Annotated in this window: 16 protein-coding genes; 11 read left to right on the top strand and 5 right to left on the bottom strand. The window is 61.2% G+C overall.

All coding sequences use genetic code 11. From position 1 onward, the window contains the following. The first annotated feature begins 35 nt into the window (after positions 1-35). From minD to AB4O36_RS06730, 7 genes are all read left to right on the top strand, one after another. Positions 36-848, top strand: a complete 813-nt coding sequence (gene minD, locus AB4O36_RS06760) for a septum site-determining protein MinD (protein ID WP_007974946.1) — start codon at positions 36-38, stop codon at positions 846-848. Positions 849-851: 3 nt separating this feature from the next. Beyond that, positions 852-1,106: a cell division topological specificity factor MinE gene (gene minE, locus AB4O36_RS06755; RefSeq protein ID WP_027620024.1), complete on the top strand. Its 255-nt coding sequence runs from the start codon at positions 852-854 to the stop codon at positions 1,104-1,106. Between the two features lie 183 nt (positions 1,107-1,289). After that, complete coding sequence (locus AB4O36_RS06750; protein WP_460122688.1) at positions 1,290-1,925, top strand: RluA family pseudouridine synthase; 636 nt, start codon at positions 1,290-1,292, stop codon at positions 1,923-1,925. A 49-nt stretch (positions 1,926-1,974) separates the two neighbouring features. Further along, a complete protein-coding gene (locus AB4O36_RS06745; RefSeq protein WP_460141316.1) occupies positions 1,975-3,075 on the top strand; it encodes a hypothetical protein in 1,101 nt (366 codons plus the stop codon). Positions 3,076-3,150: 75 nt separating this feature from the next. Next, a complete protein-coding gene (locus tag AB4O36_RS06740; protein ID WP_460141315.1) occupies positions 3,151-4,440 on the top strand; it encodes a M18 family aminopeptidase in 1,290 nt (429 codons plus the stop codon). A gap of 190 nt (positions 4,441-4,630) precedes the next feature. Continuing rightward, positions 4,631-4,807, top strand: a complete 177-nt coding sequence (locus AB4O36_RS06735; protein WP_460122683.1) for a hypothetical protein — start codon at positions 4,631-4,633, stop codon at positions 4,805-4,807. A 78-nt stretch (positions 4,808-4,885) separates the two neighbouring features. Beyond that, a complete protein-coding gene (locus AB4O36_RS06730; protein WP_460141314.1) occupies positions 4,886-7,042 on the top strand; it encodes a mechanosensitive ion channel family protein in 2,157 nt (718 codons plus the stop codon). A gap of 229 nt (positions 7,043-7,271) precedes the next feature. Here AB4O36_RS06730 and AB4O36_RS06725 read toward each other — a convergent pair whose 3' ends face one another. Next, positions 7,272-8,945: a DEAD/DEAH box helicase gene (locus tag AB4O36_RS06725; protein WP_460122679.1), complete on the bottom strand. Its 1,674-nt coding sequence runs from the start codon at positions 8,943-8,945 to the stop codon at positions 7,272-7,274. 115 nt (positions 8,946-9,060) lie between these two features. On the opposite strand from AB4O36_RS06725, the gene AB4O36_RS06720 reads away from it, so the two are divergent. After that, a complete protein-coding gene (locus tag AB4O36_RS06720) occupies positions 9,061-9,213 on the top strand; it encodes a hypothetical protein (RefSeq protein WP_460122678.1) in 153 nt (50 codons plus the stop codon). 146 nt (positions 9,214-9,359) lie between these two features. Next, the gene (locus AB4O36_RS06715; RefSeq protein WP_460141313.1) at positions 9,360-10,151 is read left to right on the top strand and encodes a crotonase/enoyl-CoA hydratase family protein; all 792 of its coding nucleotides are present in this window, start codon (positions 9,360-9,362) and stop codon (positions 10,149-10,151) included. 144 nt (positions 10,152-10,295) lie between these two features. Here the strand turns inward: AB4O36_RS06715 and AB4O36_RS06710 are convergent, their stop codons facing one another. Next, positions 10,296-11,051: a spermidine synthase gene (locus AB4O36_RS06710; RefSeq protein ID WP_460122674.1), complete on the bottom strand. Its 756-nt coding sequence runs from the start codon at positions 11,049-11,051 to the stop codon at positions 10,296-10,298. 137 nt (positions 11,052-11,188) lie between these two features. On the opposite strand from AB4O36_RS06710, the gene AB4O36_RS06705 reads away from it, so the two are divergent. Continuing rightward, positions 11,189-12,535: a class II 3-deoxy-7-phosphoheptulonate synthase gene (locus AB4O36_RS06705; protein WP_460122673.1), complete on the top strand. Its 1,347-nt coding sequence runs from the start codon at positions 11,189-11,191 to the stop codon at positions 12,533-12,535. A 113-nt stretch (positions 12,536-12,648) separates the two neighbouring features. Here AB4O36_RS06705 and AB4O36_RS06700 read toward each other — a convergent pair whose 3' ends face one another. Together AB4O36_RS06700 and AB4O36_RS06695 are read right to left on the bottom strand one after the other, a co-directional pair. Further along, positions 12,649-13,878: a winged helix-turn-helix domain-containing protein gene (locus AB4O36_RS06700; RefSeq protein WP_460122671.1), complete on the bottom strand. Its 1,230-nt coding sequence runs from the start codon at positions 13,876-13,878 to the stop codon at positions 12,649-12,651. Positions 13,879-13,942: 64 nt separating this feature from the next. After that, entirely contained in the window at positions 13,943-14,158 is a 216-nt protein-coding gene (locus AB4O36_RS06695; RefSeq protein ID WP_368559069.1) for a DUF1127 domain-containing protein, read from the bottom strand. Positions 14,159-14,254: 96 nt separating this feature from the next. Here AB4O36_RS06695 and AB4O36_RS06690 point away from each other — a divergent pair, with 96 nt between their 5' ends. Then, positions 14,255-15,103 carry a LysR substrate-binding domain-containing protein gene (locus tag AB4O36_RS06690; protein WP_460122669.1) on the top strand — a complete coding sequence of 283 codons (849 nt, stop codon included), beginning with the start codon at positions 14,255-14,257 and terminating at the stop codon, positions 15,101-15,103. On the opposite strand, the gene AB4O36_RS06685 is transcribed toward AB4O36_RS06690, so the two are convergent. Continuing rightward, positions 15,093-15,842, bottom strand: coding sequence for a sulfite exporter TauE/SafE family protein (locus AB4O36_RS06685; RefSeq protein WP_460122668.1), 750 nt, complete (start codon positions 15,840-15,842; stop codon positions 15,093-15,095). The two genes, AB4O36_RS06690 and AB4O36_RS06685, sit on opposite strands and share 11 nt — an antisense overlap. Between the last annotated feature and the right edge of the window lie 49 nt (positions 15,843-15,891).

The raw sequence follows: 15,891 nt of genomic DNA, 5'->3' as shown, positions 1-15,891 counted from the left end.
GACCAGAAGTCCTTTTTCCTTAGGGGTGAAACACCTTGGCCAAGATTCTAGTGGTTACATCCGGCAAGGGTGGTGTGGGTAAGACCACCACCAGTGCTGCTATCGGTACCGGCCTCGCACTGCGCGGCCACAAGACTGTAATCGTCGACTTCGACGTCGGCTTGCGTAACCTCGACCTGATCATGGGTTGCGAGCGTCGCGTGGTGTATGACTTCGTCAACGTGGTGAACGGCGAAGCCAACCTGCAACAAGCCCTGATCAAAGACAAACGCCTGGAAAACCTCTACGTACTGGCCGCCAGTCAGACTCGCGACAAAGACGCGCTGACTGTCGAAGGCGTGGAAAAAGTCCTGATGCAGCTCAAGGAAGACTTCGAGTTCGTGGTCTGCGACTCCCCTGCCGGCATCGAGAAAGGCGCCCACCTGGCCATGTACTTCGCCGATGAGGCGATCGTCGTGACCAACCCTGAAGTGTCATCGGTACGTGACTCCGACCGCATGCTCGGCCTGTTGGCCAGCAAGTCCCGTCGCGCCGAACGCGGTGAAGACCCGATCAAGGAACACTTGCTGATCACCCGTTACCACCCGGAGCGTGTGAGCAAAGGCGAAATGCTCGGTGTAGAAGACGTCAAGGAAATCCTTTCGGTGACCCTGCTCGGCGTTATCCCGGAATCCCAGGCGGTGCTCAAGGCCTCCAACCAGGGCGTGCCGGTGATTCTCGACGACCAGAGCGATGCCGGCCAGGCTTACAGCGATACCGTTGACCGCCTGCTGGGCAAGACCGTGGACCATCGATTCCTTGATGTACAGAAGAAGGGATTCTTCGAGCGCCTGTTTGGAGGCAACTAAGCAATGAACCTTTTTGACTTCTTTCGTGCCAACAAAAAGCAAAGCACCGCGTCGGTAGCGAAAGAGCGTCTACAGATCATCGTGGCGCATGAACGCGGCCAACGCAGTACACCGGACTACCTGCCCGCCTTGCAGAAGGAATTGGTGGAGGTGATCCGCAAGTACGTCAATATCGGGTCCGATGACGTGCATGTCGCCCTGGAGAACCAGGGTAGCTGCTCGATTCTGGAACTCAATATCACCCTGCCAGATCGCTGAGTCGACCTGGCTGGAGCCACGGCGGCTCAGGCCTTTCGGGCTTTCGTGTGGGAGCGAGCCTGCTCGCGATAGTGTGTCAGTCAATGCGGTATCCGCTGACTCACCCTCGCGAGCAGGCCCGCTCCCACTCAGGAAGCCTCGAAAACCTGCGCCGCCGTTGGCGTTTGTTACGAGACTGTTTTAATGCCGCTGTCCAACATCCGTATCATCCATCAGGACGCCGCCGTATTGGTGGTGGATAAACCGACCCTGTTGCTGTCCGTTCCTGGCCGGGCCGACGACAACAAGGACTGCCTGATCACCCGCCTGCAGGAAAACGGCTACCCCGAAGCTCGCATCGTCCATCGACTGGACTGGGAAACCTCGGGCATTATCCTGCTGGCCCGCGACCCGGACACCCATCGCGAACTGTCACGGCAGTTTCACGATCGCGAAACAGAGAAGGCCTACACTGCGCTTTGCTGGGGGCAACCGGAACTGGACAGCGGCAGCATCGACCTGCCCTTGCGCTACGATCCCCCCACCAAGCCACGCCACGTGGTGGACCACGAGCAGGGCAAACACGCCCTGACCTTCTGGCGCATTCTCGAGCGCTGCGGCGATTGGTGCCGGGTGGAACTGACGCCGATCACCGGCCGCTCCCACCAGTTGCGCGTGCACATGCTCTCTATCGGTCACCCGTTGCTGGGCGACGGGCTCTATGCCCATGAGCAGGCGTTGGCTGCATGGCCGCGACTGTGCCTGCACGCAAGCATGCTCAGCTTCACTCACCCGCAAACGGGCGAACGCTTGCGTTTCGAGTGCCCGGCACCGTTTTGAGCACTGCCTGTCGTGACGTTGTTCGCTTTAGCAAAAGGAATATTCAAGGATGAGTTGCACTGATTTCCCTGCCGTCAGGAAAACCCAAAACCAGTTGCTGTATCTGATCTACGGGGACCAGGCCGTTTACCGGCACGAAGCCAAGTTCAGCATTTTGACGGCGCTGTCCCATGCAAAGAGCGGCAAGCTGCCGAGCATCAGGATCCTCACGGATCGCCCGCAGGACTATGCAGGCTGGCCAGTCGAGACCATCACCCTGACCCCGCAGATATTGGCCCGGTGGCAAGGCGAAAACGGTTATCACCATCGCCGCAAGGCCTGCGCCATGGCGGCAGGCCTGCACCTGGCGGAAAAAACCCTGTTCGTCGACACCGACACGCTGTTCCTGCGCGACCCGAACCTGATCTTCAGCCAGATCCAGCCAGGGCAGTACCTGATGGACTGCCTGGAGTACCAATGGCAAGAGGTCTGCGAGCGCCCCGAATACCACAAGCTCGGCGAGTGCCTGCATGCGCACGGCGTCAGCGCAAACACCGGCTTCAAACTGTACAACAGCGGGCTCTGCGGCCTGACCGATACCGATGCGCCATTGCTGGAAGATTCGATCCGCTACATCGACGAATGGACGCGGGGTGAATTCGACGTCCACACCATCGAGCAGATCGCCCTGTCATTCGCCATGCGCGACAAACCAGTGCGCGAGGCGAACAAGCACATCTACCACTACTTCGCGGAAAAACGCTTTTTCCATGAAATGCACAGGTTCTTCTTTGCGCAGCATGGCGAACAATTCAGCCCGCAACTGGTGCAATGGTGCCGCGATGTTCCCCGTATCAAGCCGTATCCGACGGCCTGGCAGCGCCTGAAAATCAAATGGAAAGTGCGCAAGCACAAAGGCGCGCTGAAGAAGATCGGTCGCGACCTGCTGTATGGCAGCGCTGTGCCCGAGGATCCGTACCACGCCGCTTGCCGCCACGAATGGTGGGAATCGGCCTCGCGGGAAATCCTGCGCTGGGACAGAGCCCGACAAAAAGCGCTTCTGCGCTCCCATCAAGACAAATGGCCGCAGCAATTGCCGCGACCGCAAAAGCCCGAGGATGAGCAGATCATCATGGCTTACCTGAAAAAGCGGATCGTCAACAGGGGTTGATGCGTTGGGTGAAGACCACGCCCAAAGCTCCAGGCCAATGCGTTAAACTGGCGCCATTGCTGTCTGGAGCTACTTATGCGCGAAGAGTTGAACCAAGGCCTGATCGATTTCCTCAAGGCCTCCCCTACCCCATTCCATGCCACTGCCAGCCTCGTTCAGCGTCTGGAAGCGGCGGGCTATCAGCGCCTTGACGAACGCGAGCCCTGGAGCACCGAAGCCAACGGCCGTTACTACGTCACCCGCAATGACTCCTCGATCGTCGCCGTAAAAATGGGGCGCCAATCAGCGCTCTACGGCGGCATTCGCATGGTCGGCGCCCACACTGACAGCCCGTGCCTGCGGGTCAAGCCCCAGCCGGAACTGCAACGCCAGGGCTTCTGGCAGCTGGGCGTCGAAGTCTATGGCGGTGCACTGCTTGCACCGTGGTTCGACCGCGACCTGTCCCTGGCCGGCCGGGTGACCTTTCGCCGCGATGGAAAGGTCGAAAGCCAACTGATCGACTTCAAGGCGCCGATCGCGATCATTCCGAACCTGGCCATTCACCTCAACCGTGAAGCCAACATGGGCTGGGCCATCAACGCCCAGACCGAATTGCCGCCGGTGCTTGCGCAATTTGCCGGCGACGAGCGCGTGGACTTCCGCGCGGTACTGACCAATCAGCTGGCACTGGAACACGGCCTGAACGCCGACGTGGTGCTCGATTACGAGCTGAGCTTCTACGACACGCAGAGCGCTGCCGTCATCGGTCTCAATGGTGACTTCATCGCGGGCGCACGCCTGGACAACCTGTTGTCATGCTACGCCGGCCTGCAAGCCCTGCTCACCGCCGACACTGACGAAACCTGCGTGCTGGTGTGCAATGACCACGAAGAAGTCGGTTCATGCTCCGCGTGCGGTGCGGACGGTCCAATGCTCGAACAGACCCTGCGTCGCCTGCTGCCCGAAGGTGACGAGTTCGTGCGCACCATTCAGAAATCGCTCCTGGTCTCGGCCGACAACGCCCACGGTGTGCACCCCAACTACGCCGACAAGCACGACGCCAACCATGGCCCGAAACTCAACGCCGGCCCGGTGATCAAGGTCAACAGCAACCAGCGCTACGCCACCAACAGCGAAACCGCCGGTTTCTTCCGCCACCTGTGCATGGCCGAAGAAGTGCCGGTGCAAAGTTTCGTGGTGCGCAGCGACATGGGCTGCGGCTCGACCATCGGCCCGATCACTGCCAGCCACCTGGGCGTACGCACCGTGGACATCGGCCTGCCGACGTTTGCCATGCACTCGATCCGCGAGTTGTGCGGCAGTCATGACCTGGCGCACCTGGTGAAGGTGCTGAGTGCGTTTTATGCGAGTCAGGAGCTACCGTAACCCGGTAAACACCACCCCCCTGTAGGAGCGAGCATGTCGAGGCGTCGAACCGTCGCGATGGTCGTTAACGATAACGTGGGCAATCTGACACCCCGCGGTGTCTGGGCCACCATCGCGAGCATGCTCGCTCCTACAGGTGACACGAAACCCGCCTAGACTTTTAATATCACCCACGACAAGGCAGTCCTCCATGATCTCGTTGTCTGCGTTCCACGCCATGCTGGTTCCTATCATCACCGGGATGATCCTGTTGGCGGTAGGCTTCAACTTTCGCGACAAAAATGCTGGCGTGTTCGCCATGTGGATCGGCATGCTGACCATCCTCGCCACGGTGGTCATCAAGATCCTCGTCAAAATCAACGAATAAATCCTCGCCCTCGACTCGCATTGGCTTTGGCGGGCTCGTACACTCGGTTGATCTGCTTTTCTGGAGGTTGACCGCCCAGTGTTCGCTCGCTTGCTCGCCCTGCCCTGCCTTTTCCTAGTCTGCCTGCTGGCGCTCTTACCGGTAGTGCCCGTCCAGGCCGCCGGCCTGCCAAGCCTGCTGAGCAGTTCGACACCCGCCCAGCCCGAGGCGCAGGAACCCCTCGGCCAGTCGTTGGACGAGGTCATCAAATCGCTGGAAAACGACCAGCAACGCGCCAAACTGCTGGCCGACCTGAAAAAGCTGCGCGACGCCACCAAAAAAGCCCAACCGGCCAGCGAAGAAGGTGTGCTTGGCTTGATCGGCGGCACGCTGAACCGCTTCGAACAACAGTTTTCCGGTACCGACAGCCCGATCACCCGTTGGACAAGGGAGTTCTCCCTGGCCAATGACGAATTGCAAGCGCTGATACTGCCGGCCAACGAATGGCTGCCGATCATCTTTGCCTTCGCCGTGATCCTGGCGCTGTGGAGCCTGCTGGCCGCCGCGTTGATCTGGCTGGGCCATCGAGTGCGGATGCGCTTTGGCCTGACCGAGGAACTGCCGCAACACCCCAGGGCCCTCGACATGCTGCGCTTTGCCCTGCGCAAACTCGGCCCCTGGATGATTGCCCTGGTGATCACCGTGTACATGAGCTACGCGCTGCCCTCTTCGCTGGGTAAAAGCCTGGCGATGGTGCTGGCCTATGCACTGGTGGTCGGCACCTGTTTTTCGGCGATCTGCGTCATTGCCTTCTCCCTGCTCGATGGCCCGCATCGCCATCGCGCCTTGTACATCCTGCGCCATCAGGCCTTTCGCCCGCTCTGGCTGATCGGCAGCTTTGCCGCCTTCGGCGAAGCCTTGAACGACCCTCGACTGGTCACCAGCCTCGGCAGCCACCTGGCACACAGCGCGGCCACCGTCGCAAACGTGATGGCCGCCCTGTCCACCGGGCTGTTCATCCTCCGCTTCCGCCGCCCCATCGCTCACCTGATCCGCAACCAGCCGCTGTCACGGCGCCTGACACGACGCGCCCTCAGCGACACCATCGATATTCTCGGCACCTTTTGGTACGTGCCCGCCCTTGTGTTGGTCGCCATTTCACTGTTCGCCACGTTCCTTTCGGCCGGCGACACCAGCACCGCACTGCGCCAGTCGCTGATCTGCACGGTGCTGCTGGTGCTGTGCATGGTCATCAACGGACTGGTGCGCCGTCACTCGCAGAAACCGCAACGAGGACTGAAGCGCCATGCGCTGTACTCCGAGCGCTTGAAGGGGTTTTTCTACACGCTCGCGCATCTGTTGGTGTGGCTGGCATTCATCGAACTCGGCCTGCGGGTCTGGGGCATGTCGCTGATTGCGTTCACTGAAGGTGATGGCCATGAAGTCAGCGTCAAGTTGTTCAGCCTGGGCGGCACGTTGATCTTTGCCTGGCTGATCTGGATTCTCAGCGACACCGCGGTACACCACGCCCTGACCCGATCACGCAAGGGCCTGGCGAACGCGCGGGCGCAGACGATGATGCCTCTGATCCGCAACGTGCTGTTCGTGGCGATTTTCATCGTGGCGCTGATCGTTGCACTGGCGAACATGGGCATGAACGTCACGCCACTGCTGGCCGGTGCCGGTGTGATCGGCCTGGCCATCGGTTTTGGCGCGCAGTCGCTGGTCGCCGACCTGATCACCGGGTTGTTCATCATCATCGAAGACTCCCTGGCCATCGACGACTACGTCGATGTCGGCGGCCACCTGGGCACCGTCGAGGGCTTGACCATTCGCACCGTGCGCCTGCGGGACATCGACGGCATCGTCCACACCATCCCGTTCAGCGAAATCAAGAGCATCAAGAACTACTCGCGGGAGTTCGGCTATGCGATTTTCCGCGTGGCGATCCCGGCCAACATGGACATCGACAACGCGATCAAGCTGATGCGCGACGTCGGCCAGAAGATGCGCAACGACCCGCTGCAACGGCGCAATATCTGGTCGCCGCTGGAGATCCAGGGCGTGGAGAGTTTCGAGTCAGGTAACGCGATCCTTCGCGCCCGGTTCAAGACGGCACCCATCAAGCAATGGGAGGTTTCCCGCGCCTTCAACCTGTCGCTCAAACGCCACCTGGACGAGGCCGGCCTCGACCTGGCGATGCCACGCATGACCGTGCAGGTGGTGACGGCGGGTGGCGGCCAAGTCACCGAATAACCCCATTACCTGTAGGAGCGAGCTTGTCGAGGCGTCGAACCGTCGCGATGGTCGTCAACGATGACGCAGGCTGCCTGATGCCCCGCGGTGCCTGAGCCTCCATCGCGACGGTTCGACGCCTCGACAAGCTCGCTCCTACAGGGAATGTGCCAAACGCAAAATACAGGCATAAAAAATCCCCGAACCAGTCGGGGATTTTTTATGTTCGATCAATCAACCCTAGGGCGGATCAATCTTCGCGGTAGCGACGCAGCTTGAGCTGCTTGCCGGCAACGCGAGTGTCCTTCAGCTTGGTCAGCAACTTCTCCAGACCATCTTCCGGCAGCTCGACGAGGCTGAAGCTGTCACGTACCTGGATGCGACCGATGGCCTCACGCGCCAAGCCACCTTCGTTAAGGATGGCGCCCAGCAGGTTCTTGGCAGCGATGCCATCACGCGCACCCAGCGCGGTACGGCAGCGAGCACGGCCTTCGCCCAAAGGCATTGGCGCACGACGCTCGCGATCACCACGATCAGGACGATCACCGGAACGCTCGGGACGATCACCACGCGGGGCACTGTTCGGCACCAGCGGACGTTCTTTCTCGATAGCGGCCAGGTTCAGCGCTTGACCGTTGGTAGCCTTGCGCAGCAGGGCTGCGGCCAGGGCACGCGGGCTGCAACCGATGTCGGCGGTCAGGCGATCGAGCAGATCACCATGGGTCGACTCGGCGTCAGCCACCAGCGGCGACAGGCTGTTGGTCAGTTTCTTGATACGCGCATCCAGAACGGCCTGGGCGTCCGGCAGGCGGACCTCGGCAACCTTCTGGCCAGTCACACGCTCGATCACTTGCAGCATGCGACGCTCGCGAGGCGTCACCAGCAGCAATGCACGACCTTCGCGACCGGCACGGCCGGTACGGCCGATACGGTGAACATAGGACTCAGGATCGTACGGCATGTCGACGTTGAACACGTGAGTGATGCGCGGAACGTCCAGGCCACGAGCGGCAACGTCGGTCGCCACAACGATGTCCAGACGGCCATCCTTGAGGGAGTCGATCACGCGCTCACGCTGGTTCTGGGCAATGTCACCGTTCAGCGCAGCGGCTTTGTAGCCTTTGGCTTCCAGGGCGCTGGCCAGGTCCAGGGTCGCTTGCTTGGTACGCACGAACATGATCAGCGCGTCGAAATCTTCCACTTCCAGCAAGCTGAGAACGGCAGAAGTCTTCTGGTCGGCGTGAACCAACAGGTGAGCCTGTTCGATCGCGGTAACGGTCTGGGTTTTGCTCTGGATCTTCACGTGCTTTGGATCGCGCAGGTGACGCTCGGCGATGGCACGGATCGACTGCGGCAAGGTCGCCGAGAACAGTACGGTCTGGCGGGTTTCCGGCATGGCCTTGAAGATGACTTCCAGGTCGTCCATGAAGCCCAGCTTGAGCATTTCGTCTGCTTCGTCGAGAACCAGGTGGTTCACGGTCTGCAGCACTTTTTCGTCGCGACGCAGGTGGTCGCACAGACGGCCCGGTGTGGCGACAACGATCTGTGCGCCATTACGGATTGCTTTCAATTGTGGGCCCATCGGCGCGCCGCCGTAGACAGCCACAACAGTTACGCCCGGCATTTGCTTGGCGTAGGTTTCGAAAGCGGTTGCAACTTGCAGCGCCAACTCACGGGTTGGGGCCAGGATCAGAGCTTGCGGCTCGCGCTTGGACGGGTCGATGCGGTGCAGGATAGGCAGGGCAAAGGCAGCGGTTTTACCGGTACCGGTTTGCGCCTGACCAATCATATCGTGACCGGCGAGGATGATCGGGATCGACTGCTGCTGAATGGCCGAAGGCTCTTCATAGCCGGTAGCGACTACTGCAGCGACAATATTGGGATGAAGTTCAAGAGCGGCGAAGCCGCCGATTTCCTGGGTCATGGGTCTGCCTCTAAGTGCATCCGCAAAGACCCATGCTCCAAAGCTGCGCATGCCGTGTTGAGACTCAAGAGTCGCCCTGGCAGCTTTGTCGGCGGGGATTTGCGAAAACGTATGAATGAAAAAAGAAACGTCAAGGAAGAGCCCGCAAGGCGGACGTGCAGCCGAAGCTGGCTTCGAGTTGCGCTACCAAAACGCGGCCCGGTTAAAGGCCGGCGCGCACTATACCGGAATTCGCTCGGAATGGGAGGATTATTTGTCGGAAAACTGACGGAATCGTCGTTGTGTCACAGACTTTGCGGATTATCTGGCGGCGGTCTACTTTTCAAAGGCCCGGCCTTGGCGGCGCTAAGGCTAAAACGTTTCACCCCCATCACGCCGCCCCTCCCCCAAATGCGTCCCGCGAGGAAAGTGCCCATGAACCAGCCTGCCCGCAGTCGTGTCACCCGTGAGCGCCACGGCCATGTCCTGTTGATTGGCCTCGACCGGGTGCCCAAACGCAACGCCTTCGACCTCGACCTGCTCAACGAACTGAGCCTGGCCTACGGTGAACTGGAGGCCGACAACGAAGCGCGGGTGGCCGTGGTGTTTGCCCATGGCGAGCACTTCACCGCCGGTCTCGACCTCCTCAGCGCCACCGCGGACCTGGCCAAAGGCTGGCAGGCGCCGCCCGGTGGTTGCGATCCCTGGGGCGTGTTCGCCGGGCCGAGGGTCAGCAAACCGGTGATCGTCGCTGTTCAAGGCTATTGCCTGACCATCGGCATCGAGCTGATGCTGGCGGCCGACATCAACCTGTGTGCGAGCAATACCCGCTTCGCCCAGAAAGAAGTCCAGCGCGGGATCTTCCCATTCGGTGGCGCAACGCTGCGCCTGCATCAGGTGGCTGGCTGGGGCAATGCCATGCGTTGGTTGCTGACCGGCGATGAATTCGACGCGCACGAGGCGTTGCACCTGGGCCTGGTGCAGGAGGTCATGGCCAGCGAAGACCTGTTGCCGCGCGCCATCGAATTGGCGCAACGCATCGCCCGGCAGGCGCCGCTGGGGGTTCAGGCAACGCTGATGTCGGCGCGGCAGGCGCGGTATGAGGGAGAGACAGTGGCGGCGAAGGAATTACCTGCGCTGGCGAAGAAGCTGCTGGAAAGCGAGGATGCCCGGGAGGGGGTGAGGTCGATGGTGGAGCGGCGGGCTGGGGTGTTCAAAGGGGTCTAGATTGTGCTGGGTGTCAGTTCTGGCCCCATCGTCGGAACGCCGCCCGGACCAAGCCCGCTCCCACAGTGATCGTGTTCACAATTCCCCCTGTAGGAGCGGGCTTGGTCCGGGCGGCGTTCCGACGATGAGGCCAGTCAAGCCCACTTATGTAGCCGGCCGAATCGCCTTGATCAACGACTCCAGCGAATACCCCAACCGCGGAGCCAGCGCTTCGGCCCGGGCGATCAGACCGTCCATGTCCAGTTCCTGATCCAGCTCCGAGGGCACGATCAGGATCACATTGCCCTCCTTCACGGGCAACTCCCAGTAATGGCGGTGATAAAGTCCACGCAGCAATGCCGCACCCAACGGTTTGCCATCGTCGGTGGCCCACTGGTTGATGACCAGCCAGCCGCCCGGGTTCAGGCGCTTCTGGCAATCCCCCAGGAAATTCCACGCCAGATGGCCTACGCCCGGCCCGACATCGGTGTAAAGGTCGACAAAAATGAGGTCTGCAGGCTCGGCGGTTTCCAGCAATTGCAGCGCATCGCCGACACGGATGTACAGGCGCGGATCATCATCGAGCCCCAAGTACTCAATGGCCAGTCGAGGCACGTCCGGGCGCAACTCGATGGCCTCGACGTCTTCCAGCGGCAGGAACTTCAGGCAGGCCTGGGTCAGAGTGCCAGCGCCAAGACCGAGGAACAGCGCGCTCTCCGGTTGCTCATGACACAGAGCGCCGATCAGCATCGCCCGGGTGTAATCGTATTCGAGCCAGCTCGGATCGGCGGTGAATACACAGCTCTGCTCAATGGCATCGCCAAACTCGAGAAAACGGTAATCGGCCACTTCCAGTACACGGATCACGCCAAACTCGTCCTGCACCTCGGCGAGCAGATGCTCGACGCGCTCCTCAGTCATTTCGTCTCCCGATCGTTACCCGGCCAGGTAACGCGATAAAGCGGCAAAAGTGTGATTGTCCGCGAAGCAACGGGAACAGGTCACGCACTAATTTGCTGATAACATGAACGCCCGAGCGTAAAACAACCGAGACCGTGATGAGCCAACCCTGGAGCCCTGACAGCTGGCGCGCCCTGCCGATCCAGCAACAACCCCTCTACCCCGACGCGGCGCACCTGCGCCAGGTCGAGCAGACCCTGGCCAGCTACCCGCCACTGGTGTTTGCCGGGGAAGCTCGGGAATTACGCCGTCAGTTTGCCGAAGTGACCCAGGGTCGCGCGTTTCTGTTGCAGGGCGGCGACTGCGCCGAAAGCTTCGCCGAGTTCTCCGCCGCGAAAATCCGCGATACCTTTAAAGTGCTGCTGCAAATGGCCATCGTCATGACCTTTGCCGCCGGCTGCCCGGTGGTCAAGGTCGGTCGCATGGCCGGCCAGTTCGCCAAGCCGCGTTCGGCGAACGACGAGACTCTCGACGGTGTGACCCTGCCGGCCTACCGTGGCGACATCGTCAACGGTATCGGTTTCGACGAAAAAAGCCGCGTACCGGACCCTGAGCGACTGCTGCAGTCCTACCACCAGTCCACCGCCACCCTGAACCTGCTGCGCGCCTTCGCCCAGGGCGGTTTTGCCGACCTGCACCAGGTGCACAAGTGGAACCTGGATTTCATCGCCAACTCCGCGCTGGCCGAGAAATACAGCCACCTGGCCGACCGCATCGATGAAACACTGGCGTTCATGCGTGCCTGCGGCATGGACAGTTCGCCTCAACTGCGCGAAACCAGTTTCTTCACCGCCCACGAAGCGTTGCTGCTGAACTACGAAGAAGCGTTCGTGCGCCGCGACAGCCTGACCAACGATTACTACGATTGCTCGGCGCACATGCTGTGGATCGGCGACCGTACCCGTCAGCTCGATGGTGCTCACGTCGAATTCCTGCGCGGGGTGAACAACCCGATCGGCGTCAAGGTCGGCCCAAGCATGGACCCCGAGGACCTGATCCGCCTGATCGACGTGCTCAATCCGGACAACGATCCGGGGCGCCTGAACCTGATCGCGCGAATGGGCGCGAACAAGGTCGGTGATCATCTGCCGGCGTTGATCCGTGCGGTGCAGCGCGAAGGGAAACAGGTGCTGTGGAGCAGCGACCCGATGCACGGCAACACCATCAAGGCCAGCAGTGGTTACAAGACGCGTGACTTCGCGCAGATCCTTGGCGAGGTGAAACAGTTCTTCCAGGTGCACGAGGCCGAAGGCACCTACGCCGGTGGCATTCATATCGAGATGACCGGGCAGAACGTCACCGAATGCATCGGCGGTGCGCGGCCGATTACCGAGGATGGCCTGTCGGACCGTTACCACACCCATTGTGATCCGCGGATGAATGCCGATCAGTCTCTGGAGTTGGCGTTCCTGATTGCCGAGACGTTGAAGCAGGTTCGGCGGTAGACCGAGTCGCGGCCATCGCGACGGTTCGACGCCTCGACAAGCCCGCTCCTACAGGTCACGCCCCCTGTAGGAGCGGGCTTGTCGAGGCGTCGAACCGTCGCGATGGGGCCCTCTCAGACACCACCCATCTGAGCCAATGCCCCCCGCAACCGATCCGCACTCGCCCGCACACAATTCAACTGCACCCGCTCCAACCCCAGCCAATCAGCCATGCGCCGCAAATTCACGGCCAACGCCCACATCCCCGCCTCGTCCAGCCCCGGCTCTTCCTCATGCACGGCATGCACCGCCAGGCGCCCGTGCGTCCGCTCGGCGCGCAGATCGACCCGCGCAGCAATGCGTTCGTTGTGCAAAAATGGCAACACGTAATAGCCGTAGACCCGCTTTTCCTGAGGCGTGTAGATCTCCAGTCGGTAACGGAAATCGAACAGGCGCTCGGTGCGGCTGCGCTCCCAGATCAACGAGTCGAATGGCGAGAGCAAGGCGCTCGCTTCAAGCTTTCTCGGTACTTTCGGTTCAGGCAGGCAATACGCCGCCCGTTGCCATCCCTTCACCTCGCAAAGCTGCAATTGGCCCGCCTCCACCAGCTCGGCCAGGCGCGGACGCGCATCGCCCGGATTGAGGCGAAAGTAATCGCGCAGATCCTTCTCTGTCGCCACACCCAAGGCATTGGCCGCATGCAGCAACAGCGCGCGTTGCGCTTCCTCTTCGGTCAGCAGCGGCCGCTGCAGGATCGCCGCAGGAATCACCCGTTCCGGCAGATCGTATAGCCGCTCAAAGCCACGCCGCCCGGCCACGGTGACTTCGCCCGCAGCGAACAGCCATTCCAGCGCGTGCTTTTCTGCGCTCCAGTCCCACCAGGGCCCCGCCCGCTCCTCACGGGTCGACAGACTGCCGGCGCCCAGCGCGCCGAGCTCCTCCACCGATGCCATGACCCGGCGAATGGTGTCCTGCTGCTCGCGCCCGAACCGCGCCAGTTGCTGATAGATGTCTTCGCCACGGCTCGCACGTTGCATGCGCCAGCGCATCAACGGGTACATCGACAGCGGCAGCAAGGAAGCCTCGTGCCCCCAGTATTCGAACAGCGTGCGGCGCCGGCCCGAACTCCAGGCGGCCTGGTCGAGCACATCGGAGGAATAATGGCCTAGACGGGAGAACAGCGGGAGGTAGTGAGAACGCACCAGCGCATTGACTGAATCGATCTGCAAAAGACCGAGGCGTTCGATCACGCGATTGACATGGGCAGGCTTGACCACCGCCGGCGGCTGGCGCCCGTTGAACCCTTGGGCGGCCAGCGCCAGGCGGCGAGCCTGCTTGATGGAAAAGGACAGCGTTGCGGGCATGGGCATCTCCTTGTCTGCTCGCAACCTACCCCACGGGGAGAGGTTTTGTGTAGGTGTAGATGGCTCATTTGTGCATCGGGTCATCCCAGAATGGGCGGATGGCTTCATGCTCGACATCCGCACGACTGAGCCCGATGTCCTTCAACGCCTCGTCGCTCATGCCGGCCAGCAACTCGCGTTCGCGGTGCAACTCATACCAGCGACTGATCTTGTGCAGCAGGTCCGACACCACATGAATGGAATGTTTTTCAACCTCGGCATAACCTTTTTGACCTTTCATCTTGTTGCCCTCCGTTTGGGATGGCTCAAGTGTCTCGCCAGGGCTAAGATCAATCCAACGAATGTTTCTTATGCAACACATCTCGGAGATTGATGAATGTACCCGAGTATCGACACAGAAGTGCTGCGCACCTTTGTCGCCATCGCTGATCAGGGCGGTTTCACCCGCGCGGGGGAACTGGTCAACCGCACGCAATCGGCCGTGAGCATGCAGATGAAGCGGCTGGAAGAGGATGTCTTGCAGCGTCAATTGTTCCAGCGTGATGGGCGCCAGGTGAGGCTGACTGCCGAAGGCCAGGTGCTGCTCGGTTATGCCCGGCGCATCCTCAAGCTGCACAGCGAAGTGTTCAATACCCTGCGCGAGCCGCACATGGTCGGCACGGTACGCATCGGCACGCCCGACGATTATGTGATGCGCTTTCTGCCCGGCATCCTGCGGCGCTTTGCCCAGTCCTACCCGCTGATCCAGATCGAGGTGCACTGCGAATCATCAAAACAATTGCTGCTGCGCCAGGACCTCGATCTTTCCATCGTCACCCGCGAACCGGGCAACGAAATCGGCCAATTGTTGCGCAAGGAGCGTTTTGTCTGGGCCGAAGCACAGTGCTTCAGCGCCCACGAGCAGACTCCCCTGCCCCTGGCAATGTTCAACAGTGATTGCTTCTGCCGCCTGTGGGCGTGCAATGCGCTGGACGCCATGGGCCGCGATTATCGGGTGGCCTACAACAGCTCCAGCCTGTCGGCAATCATGGCCGTGGTCAGCGCCGGCCTCGCCATCACCGCGCAACTGGAAAGCCTGATTACGCCCGACATGCGCATCCTGGGCGAGGCAGAAGGCCTGCCTGAGCTGCCCGAGGCGAGCATCATGCTCCTGCGCAACCTGCATAATCCGTCACCGATCACCGAGTGCCTGGCCGAGCACATTGTCGAAGGCTTCAAACTTTAAACGCGAGCATCAACGCGCACAGCACCAGGAAGCCGCAGAACAGCCCGCGCAACAACCGCTCCGGCAACGCGTGGGCAACCTTCACGCCCCAACTGATGCTCATCAGACCACCAATGGCCAAAGGCACGCCGATCGTCCAGTCTACTTCATGGTGTACCGCGTAAGTCACCAGCGTGACGCCGGTACTCGGCAAAGCCAACGCCAGCGACAAACCCTGGGCCACCACCTGAGTGGTGCCGAACACGCTGGTCAGTACTGGCGTCGCCACCACTGCCCCGCCCACGCCGAACAGCCCGCCCATGGTGCCGGATGCCGCGCCGAGCACACCCAGCCAAGGCCAGGCGTAGTTCATCTGCGACTGAGCCGGTGCACTGGCCGCGAACATGCGGATCAAGTTGTAAACCGAAAGCGCCACCAGGAACGCCACAAAGCCGATGCGCATGGTTTGCGCATCAACCCCTACCGCCCAGATCGAGCCGAGCCAGGCGAAACAGAAGCCCATCGACGCCAGTGGCAGCGCGTGGCGCAACTCGATGCGGTTGCGCTGGTGATAGCGCCACAGCGCGAGCATCACGTTGGGTACGACCATCACCAGCGCCGTTCCCTGGGCCATCTGCTGGTCGAGCCCAAACCAAACGCCTAGCAGCGGGATGGCGATCAACCCTCCACCGATGCCGAACAACCCGCCCAGAGTGCCCAGGGCGGCGCCAAAAACGACGTACAACAAAAACTCGATCACGAAGGGATTTCCTATTAGCACAGGCCTTTCATCCTACGCAGTCAACGAT

Source organism: Pseudomonas sp. S2_E01, assembly GCF_054668365.1.
The sequence above is the reverse complement of the archived record's forward strand: the minus strand, read 5'-3'. Positions and strand labels throughout refer to the sequence as shown.